The 13,776-nt window shown below is 70.0% G+C and carries 12 protein-coding genes; 3 read left to right on the plus strand and 9 right to left on the minus strand.

Features of this window, described 5'->3' with window-relative positions; genetic code table 11:
- The first annotated feature begins 283 nt into the window (after positions 1–283).
- Positions 284–718 carry a hypothetical protein gene (locus tag ACIRJR_RS21690; protein ID WP_403783227.1) on the plus strand — a complete coding sequence of 145 codons (435 nt, stop codon included), beginning with the start codon at positions 284–286 and terminating at the stop codon, positions 716–718.
- Between the two features lie 54 nt (positions 719–772).
- Here ACIRJR_RS21690 and ACIRJR_RS21695 read toward each other — a convergent pair whose 3' ends face one another.
- The 6 genes from ACIRJR_RS21695 to ACIRJR_RS21720 form a co-directional block, all read right to left on the minus strand.
- Positions 773–1,615: a shikimate dehydrogenase gene (locus ACIRJR_RS21695; protein WP_403783230.1), complete on the minus strand. Its 843-nt coding sequence runs from the start codon at positions 1,613–1,615 to the stop codon at positions 773–775.
- Positions 1,612–3,369: an endolytic transglycosylase MltG gene (gene mltG, locus ACIRJR_RS21700; protein ID WP_403783233.1), complete on the minus strand. Its 1,758-nt coding sequence runs from the start codon at positions 3,367–3,369 to the stop codon at positions 1,612–1,614. The genes ACIRJR_RS21695 and mltG overlap by 4 nt, the downstream gene beginning before the upstream one ends.
- A 100-nt stretch (positions 3,370–3,469) precedes the next feature.
- Positions 3,470–3,943, minus strand: coding sequence for a Holliday junction resolvase RuvX (ruvX, locus tag ACIRJR_RS21705; RefSeq protein ID WP_181011366.1), 474 nt, complete (start codon positions 3,941–3,943; stop codon positions 3,470–3,472).
- Between the two features lie 8 nt (positions 3,944–3,951).
- A complete protein-coding gene (gene alaS, locus ACIRJR_RS21710; RefSeq protein ID WP_403783236.1) occupies positions 3,952–6,621 on the minus strand; it encodes an alanine--tRNA ligase in 2,670 nt (889 codons plus the stop codon).
- Complete coding sequence (locus tag ACIRJR_RS21715; RefSeq protein WP_403783239.1) at positions 6,621–6,917, minus strand: DUF6167 family protein; 297 nt, start codon at positions 6,915–6,917, stop codon at positions 6,621–6,623. The genes alaS and ACIRJR_RS21715 overlap by 1 nt, the downstream gene beginning before the upstream one ends.
- A gap of 7 nt (positions 6,918–6,924) precedes the next feature.
- The gene (locus tag ACIRJR_RS21720) at positions 6,925–7,374 is read right to left on the minus strand and encodes a DUF948 domain-containing protein (RefSeq protein WP_403783646.1); all 450 of its coding nucleotides are present in this window, start codon (positions 7,372–7,374) and stop codon (positions 6,925–6,927) included.
- Between the two features lie 240 nt (positions 7,375–7,614).
- Between ACIRJR_RS21720 and ACIRJR_RS21725 the strand changes: the two genes are divergently transcribed.
- Positions 7,615–9,846: an ATP-binding protein gene (locus ACIRJR_RS21725; RefSeq protein ID WP_403783242.1), complete on the plus strand. Its 2,232-nt coding sequence runs from the start codon at positions 7,615–7,617 to the stop codon at positions 9,844–9,846.
- 14 nt (positions 9,847–9,860) lie between these two features.
- Here the strand turns inward: ACIRJR_RS21725 and rpsD are convergent, their stop codons facing one another.
- On the minus strand, positions 9,861–10,475 hold the full coding sequence (gene rpsD, locus ACIRJR_RS21730; RefSeq protein WP_014157362.1) for a 30S ribosomal protein S4: 615 nt from the start codon (positions 10,473–10,475) through the stop codon (positions 9,861–9,863).
- Positions 10,476–10,663: 188 nt separating this feature from the next.
- Here rpsD and ACIRJR_RS21735 point away from each other — a divergent pair, with 188 nt between their 5' ends.
- Positions 10,664–11,365 carry a DUF2470 domain-containing protein gene (locus ACIRJR_RS21735; RefSeq protein ID WP_403783246.1) on the plus strand — a complete coding sequence of 234 codons (702 nt, stop codon included), beginning with the start codon at positions 10,664–10,666 and terminating at the stop codon, positions 11,363–11,365.
- Between the two features lie 9 nt (positions 11,366–11,374).
- Here ACIRJR_RS21735 and ACIRJR_RS21740 read toward each other — a convergent pair whose 3' ends face one another.
- Positions 11,375–12,751: a replication-associated recombination protein A gene (locus ACIRJR_RS21740; protein WP_403783248.1), complete on the minus strand. Its 1,377-nt coding sequence runs from the start codon at positions 12,749–12,751 to the stop codon at positions 11,375–11,377.
- Positions 12,752–12,794: 43 nt separating this feature from the next.
- Positions 12,795–13,430 carry a vitamin K epoxide reductase family protein gene (locus ACIRJR_RS21745; protein ID WP_403783251.1) on the minus strand — a complete coding sequence of 212 codons (636 nt, stop codon included), beginning with the start codon at positions 13,428–13,430 and terminating at the stop codon, positions 12,795–12,797.
- Between the last annotated feature and the right edge of the window lie 346 nt (positions 13,431–13,776).

Consider the following 13,776-nt stretch of genomic DNA (forward strand, 5'->3'; position numbering starts at 1 on the left):
CGCGCCTGTAACTGCAACGGCGCGACCGGGTGCGCGGCCCTGGCCCGCCGCCCCTGATCCTCCCACGATCGGGAGGGCGGACCCGCCGCCGGTCCATCAGACGGACGGCGCTGTCGGGCGAACACCGGACCCGACCAACCGGAAAAGTCACCACATTCATACATTCACGCGCCATATATGCCATATGAATACACGAATTGAATTACATTTGACGACCCATCAGAGGGTGGTGATAATCGCAGCGCAATAACTGACACACAAATAATCCACAAGGATGAACATCATGCGTAAATCCCTGATCTCGCTCACCCTGGGCGCCGCGCTGGCACTCACCGCCACCCTCGGTGGCACCGCACACGCCGGGGAGGGCAACTCCGACTGGCGCTACATGACGTGCACCTCGGGCGGCGCCCAGGGTGAGCTGGGGTACCGCTGGTGGAGCAAGGGCACCATCACCTCCATCGACCTGGAGCTCACCGCATTGGACATCTCGTCGGACGGTCACCACCCCGAGGTCCGCTTCGTCTCCCGCAACTACGGCGGCGGCATCAAGTACTGGAGCTGGCACTCCTACGACGGCGGGGCCCCCGGTGGCCGCGCCTGGTACACCAGTGCGCAGAGCGACGCCGGTCTGTACGGCATCGGCATCCAGATCGCCAACAAGGAGGGCAGCGAGATCGTGACCTACAAGACCTGCTGGGTCTCCGAGGCGGCCTGACCGTCCGGAAGGCAGGCCCGAGGGTGGGACGACGCCACGTCCCGCCCTCCCGCCTCAGCCGGAGACGCCCGGGGTACGCCCGCCCAGGGCGGCCTCACCCGCGGCGCGCATGACGGCGAGCGGTGCATCCTGACCGGTCATCTGTTCCACCTGGAGAACGGCCTGGTGCACGAGGAGGTCGAGGCCTCCCACCACACCGGCTCCGGCTTCAGCCCAGCGAGCGGCCAGTGCGGTCGGCCAGGGCTCGTACAGGACGTCGAACAGGGTGCCGGGCGCCGCGGGAACGGCGTCCGCCAGGGTATCGGTGGCGCCGGCCGGGGTGGTGGCGATCACCAGGGGGGCGTGCAGGGCCTCGTCGGCCTCGGCCCAGTCCGCGATCCTGACGTCGACACCGAGGCGTGAGCCCCAGCCGCGCATCTCGTCGGCCCGCGCCGCGCTGCGCACATAGGCCGTGACGGGCCCGGCGCAGATCTCGGCGAGGGCGGCCAGCGCGGAGGACGCCGTGGCGCCCGCTCCGAGGACGGCGGCGGATTCGACCTTCTCGACGCCTCGTTCGCGCAGGGCGGCGACCATCCCCGGGATGTCCGTGTTGTCACCGAGGCGGCGGCCGTCCTCGGTGAACACGACGGTGTTGACGGCTTCGACCGACGCCGCCGTGTCGCTGATCCCGTCCAGCAGCGGAATGACCGCCCGCTTGAGCGGCATGGTCAGCGAGAGCCCCGCCCAGGACCGGTCCAGCCCCTCGACGAAGCCGGGCAGCGCCGCCTCGTCCACGTCATGGCGCTCGTAGGACCAGTCGTCCAGGCCGAGCTCCGCGTACGCGGCGCGGTGCAGGACCGGGGAGAGGGAATGGGCGATGGGCGAGCCGAGAACGGCGGCCCGGTGCGTGGCGCTCACTGGTCTGCCTTGTTCTCTTCGTACTGCTTGCGGTTGCGTTCGTGCTCCTCGTTCGTCACCGCGAACAGCGTCTTGTCCTCGGTCACGGAGACGAAGTAGTACCAAGGGCCGGATGCCGGACTGATCGCCGAGTGCAACGCGTCCGCACCCGGATTGGAGATCGGCCCGAGGGGGAGCCCCTTGATGCTGTACGTGTTGTACGGATCGTCGATCTTTCGCAGATCGTCGACGGCACCGATGTCCAGTGTGCTCTCATCTCGAATGTAATTGACTGTCGAGTCGAATTCGAGCCTTCCGACGGTTTCGAGGTTGTCCGGCTTGAGCCGGTTGTAGACCACCCTCGCAACCTTGTCGAAGTCGTGCTTGTACTTTCCCTCTTTCTGGACGAGGCTCGCCACGGTGATGAGGTCGAGCGGAGAGTCCAGATTCAGCTTCTTCGCGTTCTGCTCGAGGTCGAGCTTTCCGTATTCCTTGTTGGCCCGCGTGACCATCTTCTTCAGCGCGTCCTCGGGTTTCGAGTCCTTGGGCACGGCGTAGGCGGCCGGAAAGAGGAACCCCTCCAGCGGATCCTTGATCTTGGGGTCGTCGTCCGCCCAATCAGGCAGCCCGAGACTCTCGGCCTTGGTTCTCGCGACCTTGGCCGTGGTCCCCGTCTTCAGCTGCAGCCTTCGGTCGATCGCCTTGTAGATGCCGCCGGTGCTCGTGCCCTCGGGAATGACGAGAGCGTTCTGGCTCTTCGGGTCCTGCATGAGCGCGACAGCATTGTCCGCCGACATCTCCTTCTTGAGGAGATAGACACCGGCCTGGATCGACTTCCCTTTCTGGGCCGAGATGAAGGCGTCGGACGACTTCACGACGCCGGCCTTCTTCAGGATGCTCGCGATCTCGTTCCCGTACGCACCCTCCGGGATCTCCACCTCGACCGAGCCCGTGCCGCTGCCCGTGTAGTCGGGGGCTTCGCCGAACTGGCCCTGGAAGTACGAGTAGCCGAAATAGCCCACTCCGCCCAGGCCGCCGACGAGGACCGCGGCCACACCGAGGCAGGCGCAGCCGTTGCGGCTCTTCTTCTTGCCCTTGCCCCGGCGCTCACCACCGCCCCGGCCGGACTCACGCGGGTCGTCGTCGTGTTCGTCGTCCTCACGGGACCGGGAGCGGGTGCGGGGGCCGCGCTCGTCGGCCGGCTCGTCCGCGCCCGTGAAGAAAGGATGCGTCTCCTCCTGCGGCACGTCCGGGTCCCAGTCCTGGCCCTGCTGCTGGGGTGCCTGCTCGCGGTGCCCCGGGGGCTGCGGCGGGGGGTACGCCTCGGAGGTGCCGTACTGGTCGGCCTGCTCGCCGTAGCCACCGGAGTCGTTGCCGTACGAAGGCTGCTGGGCGCCGTACGGCATCGCCGCCTGCTGGCCCGTGTCCCAGCCACCGTTGTCGTACTGCGGCTGCTGCGGCTGGGCGTAGGGGTCGTGCGGCGCGCCGTACGGCTGCTGCTGGTACGGGTCCTGCTGGTGCTGCTGGCCGTACGGGTCCTGCTGGTGCTGCTGCTGATGCTGCTGGTACGGATCCTGCTGATGCTGCTGGCCGTACGGGTCCTGCTGGTAGCCCTGCTGGGCGTACGGGTCCTGGGCGTAGGGCTGCTGCCGGCCGTCGTACTGGCCCTGGTCCTGGCCGTGGGCGGCCTGCTGGCCTCCCCATCCCTGGTCCCCGTACAAGGGGTCCTCGGGATGCCACGGTTCGGAGCCGGAGCCCCGGCCATACTCAGTCATCGATCCCCTTGAGCCGCGAGACGACGCTCCGTCTCTTCGCTTTGCTGTGCGGTGTCTGTTCGAACACCGGCGCATCGCGCGGAACGTTACCGTATCGCGATCAGACAACCACTTCGACGCCCTCACCCGGCGCAGCGCCTGACGCCCGTTCGGACTCCAGAGCGTTCTGAAGGATCACCACAGCGGCAGCCTGGTCGATGACAGACCGGCCCTTCTTGGACTTCACGCCCGAAGCGCGCAGCCCTTGAGTGGCCGTCACTGTGGTCATCCTCTCGTCCAGAAGGCGCACGGGAACCGGCGCGATCGAACGGGCGAACACCTGGGCGAACGCGCGGACCTTCGCGGCCGCCGGGCCCTCGCCGCCACCGAGGGAGCGGGGCAGGCCCACGATGACCTCGATCGGCTCGTACTCCTCGACGATCTGGCCGAGCCGCCGGTGGGCGGCCGGGACGTCACGTCCCGGCACGGTCTCCACCGGCGTGGCGAGGATCCCGTCGGGGTCGCACGAGGCGACCCCGATACGGGCATCACCGACATCGATCGCGAGTCGGCGTCCACGGCGCATCTGCGACATGTCCGGCGTCACGCCGTCTCGGTGACGAGGCGTTCGACAGCGGCGACGGCGTCACCGATGGCGTCCGGGTTCTGGCCGCCGCCCTGGGCGACGTCCGGCTTGCCGCCGCCACCGCCACCGAGGGTCTTGGCGGCGGCGCGGACCAGGTCACCGGCCTTGAGACCGCGCTCGCGGGCCGCCTCGTTGGTGGCGATGACGGTCAGCGGGCGGCCGTTGGCCGTGGTGAACAGGGCCACGACGGCGGGGCGGCCGCCCTGGATGCGTCCACGCACGTCGAGGACCAGCTTGCGCAGGTCGTCGGCCGAGGTGCCGTCCGGGACCTGTCCGGTGACGAGGGCGACCCCGCGCACGTCCTTGGCCGACTCCACGAGCCCGGCGGCGGCGGCGAGCACCTTCTCCGCGCGGAACCTCTCGATCTCCTTCTCGGCGTCCTTCAGCTTGCCGAGCATGCCGGAGATCTTCTCGGGAAGCTCCTCGGGACGGCCCTTGAGAAGCTCCTGGAGCTGGGCGACGACCGTGTGCTCCTTGGCGAGGAAGTTGTACGCGTCCACTCCGACCAGGGCCTCGATGCGGCGCACACCGGAGCCGATGGACGACTCGCCGAGCAGCTTCACCAGGCCGAGCTGGGCCGTGTTGCCGACGTGCGTACCGCCGCACAGCTCCTTGGAGAAGTCCCCGATGGTGACGACACGGACCCGCTCGCCGTACTTCTCGCCGAACTCCGCGATGGCGCCCTGCTTCTTGGCGTCGTCGATGGACATGACCTCGGCCTGGACGTCGAGCTCCCGGGCGAGGACCTCGTTGATCTTCTGCTCGACGTCGGTCAGGACGGTGCCGGGTACGGCGGCGGGTGAGCCGAAGTCGAAGCGGAAGCGGCCGGGGGAGTTCTCGGAACCGGCCTGGGCGGCCGTGGGGCCCAGGGCGTCACGCAGTGCCTGGTGCGTGAGGTGCGTGGCGCTGTGGGCACGGGCGATGGCACGACGGCGCGTGTTGTCGATGGCGGCGTAGGCGGAGGCGCCGACCGTCACCTCGCCGACCTGGACCGAGCCCTTGTGGACCGAGACGCCGGGCACGGGCTGCTGCACGTCACGGATGGTGATGACGGCGCCGGTGTCGAGCCTGATCCGGCCCTGGTCGGCGAGCTGGCCGCCGCCCTCGGCGTAGAAGGGGGTGCGGTCGAGGACGACCTCGACCTCGTCGCCCTCGGAGGCCGCCGGCGAGGGCACACCGTCGACGAGCAGGCCGACGATCTTCGACTCGCCCTCGTGGGAGGTGTAGCCGGTGAACTCGGTGACGCCGGAGTTGTCGGCGACCTCCCGGTAGGCGGACAGATCGGCGTGACCGGTCTTCTTGGCCTTGGCATCGGCCTTGGCCTTGTCCCGCTGCTCCTGCATCAGACGGCGGAAGCCGTCCTCGTCGACGGCGAGGCCCTGTTCGGCGGCCATCTCCAGCGTGAGGTCGATCGGGAATCCCCACGTGTCGTGGAGCAGGAACGCCTTGTCGCCGGCCAGGACCTTGCCACCGGCGGCCTTGGTCTCGGTGACGGCGGTCTCGAGGATGTTCGTGCCGCCCTTGAGGGCCTTGAGGAAGGCGGCTTCCTCGGCGAGGGCGACCGTCTCGATGCGCTTGCGGTCGGTGACCAGCTCCGGGTACTGCTGCCCCATGGTGTCGACGACGACGTCGACCAGCTCGCGGACGACCGGTCCGGTGGCTCCCATGAGCCGCATGTTGCGGATCGCGCGGCGCATGATGCGGCGCAGGACGTAGCCACGGCCCTCGTTGCCGGGGGTGACACCGTCGCCGATGAGCATCACGGACGTACGGATGTGGTCGGCGACGACGCGGAGGGAGACGTCGGAGCCCTGCTCGGCGCCGTAGCGCACACCGGTGAGCTCGGTGGCCTTGTCCATGACGACGCGCAGGGTGTCGGTCTCGTACATGTTCTGCACGCCCTGCAGGATCATGGCGAGGCGCTCGAGGCCGAGACCGGTGTCGATGTTCTGCGACGGCAGGTCGCCGAGGATCGGGAAGTCCTCCTTGCCGTCGCCGGCACCGCGCTCGTACTGCATGAAGACCAGGTTCCAGATCTCCACGTAGCGCTCGTCGTTGACGGCGGGGCCGCCCTCGACACCGAACTCGGGGCCACGGTCGTAGTTGATCTCGGAGCACGGGCCGCAGGGTCCGGGGACGCCCATGGACCAGAAGTTGTCCTTCTTCCCCAGCCGCTGGATGCGCTCGGCGGGGACGCCGATCTTCTCGCGCCAGATCTGCTCGGCCTCGTCGTCGTCGAGGTAGACCGTGATCCACAGACGCTCGGGGTCGAGGCCGAAGCCGCCGTCCTCGACCGAGTTCGTGAGCGCCGCCCAGGCGAACTCGATGGCGCCTTCCTTGAAGTAGTCGCCGAACGAGAAGTTGCCGCACATCTGGAAGAACGTGCCGTGCCGGGTGGTCTTGCCGACCTCTTCGATGTCCGGCGTACGCACGCACTTCTGCACGCTGGTGACGCGCGGGGCGGGCGGCTTGACCTCTCCGAGGAAGTAGGGCTTGAAGGGAACCATGCCCGCGGGGACCAGCAGCAGAGTCGGGTCGTCCGCGATGAGCGACGCCGAAGGCACGACGGTGTGACCGCGCTCCTCGAAGAAGCTCAGCCAGCGGCGGCGAATTTCAGCCGACTCCATTAGTGGTCCTCATTCCGGTTGTTCGAGTTGCAGGGGAGTGTGCGGTGGACGACGAGTTCGGGGTCGGCCGGTGCCTCGATGCCGAGCGCGCCGCCCAGTTCGGCCTCGCGCCTGACCATGCCCTCACGCACGTCGAGGGCGAAGTCCTTCAGCTTGTGACCGGCCTCGATCGCCTTGTCGGCAGCCTGCGCCGCGAGGCTCTCGGGGGTCAGCTGCCGGATCTTGCGGTTGACCTTGGTGGTGGCCCAGACGCCGGCGGCTGCGCCGGCGGTGAACCAGAAGGTACGGCGGAACATCGCTGGGTCAGTCCTTCTGTCCGCGGGAGCTTCGGCCGTTCCGCTTCCTGTCGCGGGCGGACGGCACGGTACGGCCGACGATCACGGTGCGGCGGGAGGCACGGCGGGCCGGCTCCGGCTCCCCGGCGGTACGGCGGCCGATCGCCTGCCGCACCCCGTAGCCGAACGCGGCGACCTTCACGAGCGGACCGCCGAACGTCGACGCGACGGTGGTCGAGAGCGCGGACGCGTTGGAGGTGACCTCCTGGACGTCGCTGGCGATCGCGTCGACCTTGTCGAGCTGGGTCTGCGCGGAACGCAGTGTGGCGGAGGCGTCGGCCAGCAGCGGGACCGCCTGCTCCGTCACGTCCGCCACCAGCGCGGTGGTCGCCTTGAGCGTCTGGGCCAGCCTCACCAGTACCACGGCGAGGAAGGAGACCAGGATCGCCCAGAAGACGGCCACCAGGATGCCGGCCACCTCTCCACCGGACACAGTGCACCGCTCTCTGCTCGTCGTCCTCGTCGGCCGGGACTCGCCCCCGGCCGGTATCTGCCTGCCGCCGCTCGGCCGGCGCGTCCTGCCACCACTGCCGATCGTCGTCACCCGAGCCTATCGCGCCGGGCGTCGCACGCCGTACCGCATTACGGGCGGGCTGCGCGGGTCCCCGACCCGGGGCGATTGTACGGAGAGCTTACGTGCCAGTACTCTGCGTGTTTCATGCGACGCCCTCAGCGCCCCTCCCCCGGCCCCGACGCCCCGGAGCCCGTCCCCGTGCGCGGAAACCTCCCGGCCGAGCTGAACGCCTTCGTGGGACGCGACGGCGAACTGGCCGAATTCCAGGCACTCCTGGGCAGGTCCAGGCTCCTCACCGTGGCGGGCGTCGCGGGCGTCGGCAAGACCCGCTTCGTCACCCGGGTCGCCACTCTGATGGAGAAACGGTACTGCGATGGCGTCTGGCTCGCGGAGCTCTCGGCCGTCCACGACCCGGACCTGCTCGAACACGCGCTCGTCGACGCCCTGGGGCTCACCGACCACACCGGCAGGCCGCCGCGTGCCGTGCTGGTCGAGCACTGTGCGGAGCGCCGGCTCCTGCTCGTGATCGACGGTTTCGAGCAGCTCACCGACGCGTGCGCCGGACTCGTGCGGGAGCTGCTGCGCAGGGCGCCGGGCCTCCAGGTGCTCGCGGCGGGCCGCCGTCCGCTGCGGGTGGACGGCGAACTCACCTTCCCGCTGGCGCCGATGACGGACGACGACGCCCTGGAACTCTTCGCACGGCGCGCCGCCGCCGTACGGCCCGGGTTCCGGCTGACGGAGGAGGAGCGGGAGACCGCGCGGGAGCTCTGCCGCCGGCTCGACTGCATCCCGCTCGCCCTGGAACTCGCGGCCGGCCGGCTGCGCGCCCTGACCATGGAGCAGGTGCTGCACCGGCTCGACGACCGCTTCCGGCTGTTGACCGGCGGCAGTCCGAGCGCGCTCCCCCGCCACCAGACCCTGCGTACGGCGATCGGCTGGAGCCATGAGCTGTGCGCTCCCGAGCAGCGGCTGCTGTGGTCACGCCTCTCGGTCTTCGCCGGACAGTTCGACCTGGAGGCCGTCGAGTACATCTGCAGCGGCGCGGGCCTGCCGGCCGACTCGGTGCTGGACGTGCTGGAAGAACTGCTCACGCAGTCCGTCGTACTGCGGGAGGACTCGGCCGTCGGCAGCCGCTACCGGCTGCTGGACACCGTGCGTGAGTACGGCGCCGAGTGGCTGCGGGCGACCGGGGACGCCGAGCGGCTGCGACGCAGGCACCGGGACTGGTACCTCGGGCTCGCCACCTGGTGCGAGCTCGACTGGTTCAGCCCGAGGCAGGCGGAGGCCGCGGCCCGGATCGACAGCGAACTCCCCAACCTCCGCAGGGCGATGGAGTGCTCGATGGAGAGCCCGGACGAGGTACATCTCGCGCAGTACCTGGCGGGCACGCTCTGGTTCTACTGGGCGGGGTGCGGACGGCTCTCGGAGGGCCGCCACTGGCTGGACCACGTCCTGGAGGAGGAGACCCCCTACGACCACTCACGCCTGAAGGCCCTGTGGGTGCTCGGTTACGTCGCGGTGCTGCAGGGGGACCCGGTCGGCGCGGTGTCGGCCCTGCAGGAGTGCCGGGAGGAGGGCGAGCGCTCGGGGGACGCCACGGCGGTGGCCTACGCCGTGCACCGCACGGGGTGCCTCTCGATCGTCACGGACGACCCGGTCAGGGCCGAGGAGCTGCTCCGTGAGGCGCTCGGACGCTACCGGGAGATCGGCGAGCTGAACAGCAACGTACTGATGGCCCAGGTCGAACTGGGCATGGCCGTTGCGTTCCGCGGGGACCTGGACGGGGCCGCCTCGATCTGCGAGGAGGTCCGCGAGATCTGCGAGGACCACGGTGAGCGGTGGACCCTGGCCTACGCGCTCTACGTCCTGGGCTACGCGGCGCTGCGGACCGGGCTGACCGGGCGGGCGCGCCGGATGCTCGGTGAGTCCCTGTCCATCGCGCACGCGTTCCACGACCTTCTCGGCACGGTCCTCTCGCTGGAACTGCTGGCCCTGATCACCGTGGCCGAGGGCGACGCCGCGGAGGCGGCGGCGCTGCAGGGCGCGGCGGACCGGATCTGGCCCTCGGTGGGTCTGCCGCTGTTCGGCTCGGCTCACTACGGCAGACCGCGGGCCGAGTGCGAGGAGCGGGCGAGGGCGGAGCTCGGCGACGCGCGTTACGACGCGGAGCGTCTCTCCGGACGCCGGCTGGACGCGAGCGCCGCGGTGGCGCGGGCCCTGCGGGCGGGGGCGGACCCTGGCGAGGACCGGGAGAGTGCGACGGGGACGGACGGCACCACCGCCGTGGAGGAGGAGCCGGGGGCCGGCTCCTCCGGGGGAACGCGAAGGCCCGCCGCCTCCCGTACGACGGGGAGGGGCGGGCCCGAGCTCGATTGAGCGCTACGCCTGCGTCAGCGGGCGTAGTACTCGACGACGAGCTGCTCGTCGCAGATGACCGGGATTTCCTTGCGGTTCGGGTCACGGTCCAGGCGGAAGGCCAGGGCCTTCAGGTTCACCTGGAGGTAGCGCGGGGTCTCACCGTCGGTGTCGTAACCACCCTCGCGGGCCACCTGGAAGGGGACCTTGGAGCGGCTGCGCTCGCGGACCTGCACGACGTCGTCGGGGCGCACGCGGAAGGACGGCTTGTCGACCTTGCCACCGTTGACCTCGATGTGGCCGTGGACGACCATCTGGCGGGCCTGGTAGATGGTGCGGGCGATGCCCGAACGCAGGACCAGGGCGTCGAGACGGCGCTCGAGCTCGACGACCAGCGCCTCGCCCGTCTTGCCCTCGGCCTTACGGGCGCGGTCGTAGGCACGCGCCATCTGGCGCTCGCTGATGTCGTACTGCGCGCGGAGACGCTGCTTCTCGAGCAGACGGACCTTGTAGTCCGAGTTCTGCTTGCGGCCACGGCCGTGCTCGCCCGGCGGGTAGGGGCGGGCTTCGAAGTACTTGACAGCCTTCGGCGTCAGGGCGATGCCGAGGGCACGCGACTTCTTGACCTTGGGACGCGACTGGTTAGGCACGTTCTCCAGACCTCCGTTGTAGGTTAGGTTAGGCTTACCTTACTCAAGGAGATCGCATGTCTCGCCCTGGGAACACCACACACGTCACGGACAGCACAGACAGCGGCAGCACACCTGAAGGTGCTGCTACGACGGAAGGCCGATCTGATCGTGGTCAGCCGCGTCCCAGCGGGCTTGAAAACACTCGGATGCCGTCAGCAGCCGAGCGCACACGAACTCTCGTACAGAGTACCTGCTCCGCGGTGCTGCTCGTACCGGGGCTGTCGGTGATCCACCCGGATCAGCTGATGCCCGACAGCAGGAGCGTCGGCCCGGAGGGGGATCTGTTCCTCGGCTTCCCCGCACAATCCCCGGTCGTACGGGCCGCGACCCGCGCCCAGGGGGACGAGCTGACCGCCGTGCTGGAGATCACGGATGTCGCTCCGGTCTCCGTCCCGCACCGGATCCGCGGCCGCGCCCGGATCGCCGGCTGGCTCACCGCCGTCCCAGGGCTCGCACAGCCCGGCCGGATGATGCTGCGGCTGGAGACCGGGGAGGCGTCGGTCGACGACCTGTGGGGGTTCGAGGAGGTGGAGCCCGAGGACTTCCGCGACGCCGTCGCCGACCCGCTGGCCGATCACGAGGCGGAGCTGCTCCAGCACCTTCACTCCGCCCACGGCGACCGGATGGCCACGCTGTCCGCGCTGCTGGGCGACCGGGCCGAGTGCGGCTGCGCGGAGCAGCGGCCGGCCGCCGTCCCCGTGGCGCTGGACCGCTTCGGTCTCCGGGTGCGGTTCATCGAGGGCGGGAGTGCCTGCTTCGACGCCCGGTTCGAGTTTCCCGACCCCGTACGCGACGTCACCGGGCTGCGCCGGGCGATGCACACGCTTTTCGAGGCGGCCTCCTGCTGAGCCGGGCGGTCAGGAGGACGACGCCGGTCCACCCGGCTCTCCCCTGCCGAGCCGCTCACGGACCCGGTCCGCCACATCGGCGTAGCGCGCCTCCGCGCCGTACCGCGTGGGTTCGTAGTAGCGCCTGCCGCGGACGGCGTCCGGTGCGTACTCCTGGGCGGCGATGCCGCCGGGCACGTCGTGCGGATAGACATAGCCCTGGGCGTGGCCCAGCTTGGCCGCGCCCTTGTAGTGGCCGTCGCGCAGATGGGCGGGGACCGGGCCCGCCAGGCCCCTGCGCACGTCCTCCTGCGCGGCGGAGATCGCCAGCGTCGCCGCGTTGGACTTGGGGGCGAGCGCCAGAGCGATGGTGGCGTGGCTGAGGGTGAGCGCGGCCTCCGGGAAGCCGATCATCGCGACCGCCTGGGCCGCCGCCACCGCCGTGGGCAGCGCCGTCGGGTCGGCGAGTCCGATGTCCTCACTGGCGGAGATCATCAGCCGCCGTGCGATGAAGCGCGGATCCTCGCCGGCCTCGATCATCCGGGCCAGGTAGTGCAGGGCGGCGTCCACGTCGGAACCGCGGATGGACTTGATCAGGGCACTGGCCACGTCGTAGTGCTGGTCGCCGTCGCGGTCGTACTTCACGGCGGCCCTGTCGACCGTCTCCTCCAGCGTCGTGAGCGTGATCTCCCGCTCGTGCGTGGTGAGAGCCGCCCCCGCCGCCGCCTCCAGCGCGGTGAGCGCGCGCCGCGCGTCCCCGCCCGCGATCCGCAGCAGATGCGCCTCTGCGTCCTCGGGCAGGGTGACGGCACCGCCCAGTCCCCGCTCGTCGGTCAGGGCCCGGCGCAGCAGCGCGCGCAGGTCCTCGTCGGTGAGCGGCTCCAGGGTGAGGAGCAGGGACCGCGACAGCAGCGGGGAGATGATCGAGAAGTACGGATTCTCCGTTGTGGCCGCGATCAGCGTGACCCAGCGGTTCTCGACGGCCGGCAGCAGGGAGTCCTGCTGGGCCTTGGAGAAGCGGTGGATCTCGTCGAGGAAGAGGACGGTCTCCTTGCCGAAGCCCCCGGTGGCGCGGCGCGCGCCCTCGATGACGGCCCGGACCTCCTTGACGCCCGCGGTGATCGCGGAGAGCTCGACGAAGCGCTTGTTGGTGGCCTTGCTGACCACGTACGCAAGGGTCGTCTTCCCCGTGCCGGGCGGGCCCCAGAGGATCACCGAAGAGGGGCCCGCGGGCCCCCCGCTGCCCTCGCCGACCAGGCGGCGCAGGGGGGAGCCCGGCTTGAGCAGATGCTGCTGGCCGACGACCTCGTCCAGTGTGCGTGGACGCATCCGGACAGCGAGGGGGCTGCTGGACGGGTCCTTCTCCTGGCGGTCTTCGGCTGCTGCGGTAAAGAGGTCGGGCTCCACGCGGGAAAGCCTATGTCACCTCACTGACAGAGCCCCTGCCGAGTCAGCTGGTCCAGAAGTCCCACCAGCGGGTCAGGATCAGCATGCCGATGATCCCGATCCAGAGGACGGGGGGCACCCAGTGGAACTCGGTGAGGGTGTTCCGGAGCCAGGCGGGCGCGGGCAGGATGCCGTGCTTGATGTTGTGCGTGGTGACGTAGCAGAACATGAAGATGGTGGCGACCCAGGCCAGGCAGCACCACAGGCAGAGCGAGTTGATGTTGTAGAGCGACTGGTACTGCAGCCAGGTGCAGAAGCCGACGCCGAAGAGCGTGCCCGCGTTGAGGCCCAGCCAGTACCAGGCGCGGAAGCGCGCGCCCGCGAGGAGCGCCATGCCGATGCCGATGACCACCGAGTAGGTGGCGATGCCGAGCATGGGGTTCGGGAAGCCGAAGGCGGCCGCCTGCTCGCTCTTCATGATGTTGCCGCACGCGACCACGGGGTTCAGGCTGCAGCCCGGGGTGAAGCTCGGGTCCTCGAGCAGCTTGAACTTGTCGATCGTGATCACCCAGGCGGCGAGCAGCCCGGCCGCGCCGGTGATCACCAGCAGCAGCGCGAGCGCGCGGCTGCCGCCGAAGGTCTTCGCGCCGCTGTCCTCGTCCTGCCGGGAGGAGGGATGATCTACCGCTGCCATCGTCATATCGCCGTTCCATCACTGAGTAGCCAGCCGGGCAGGGTCATTGTGCCGCACCGCCGTTGTGGCCAACCGTTCGATCGGCATAAAGACGTGCGTGCGGACGCCCCTGGCCCGGAGTGTCCGCGCACCGCGGGATCCGTGGTGCGCGGGGCGGCCAGGGGCGTCGCCGGGCGGATACCGCAGCACCGCAGGGGTCGTGGCCGTCGGGCGTCGCACCCGCACCCGATGCCGGGCCGGCCGCCGAGGAGCGCCCGCGGCGGCCCCGACCGAAACCGGCCTGGAGGATGAATCCAGCCCCTCGGAGTTGACGTGGGCCGCCACAAGCGGCGGACACACCCCGCAGGCCCCC

Source organism: Streptomyces sp. NPDC102402, assembly GCF_044765765.1.
Lineage (GTDB): Bacteria > Actinomycetota > Actinomycetes > Streptomycetales > Streptomycetaceae > Streptomyces.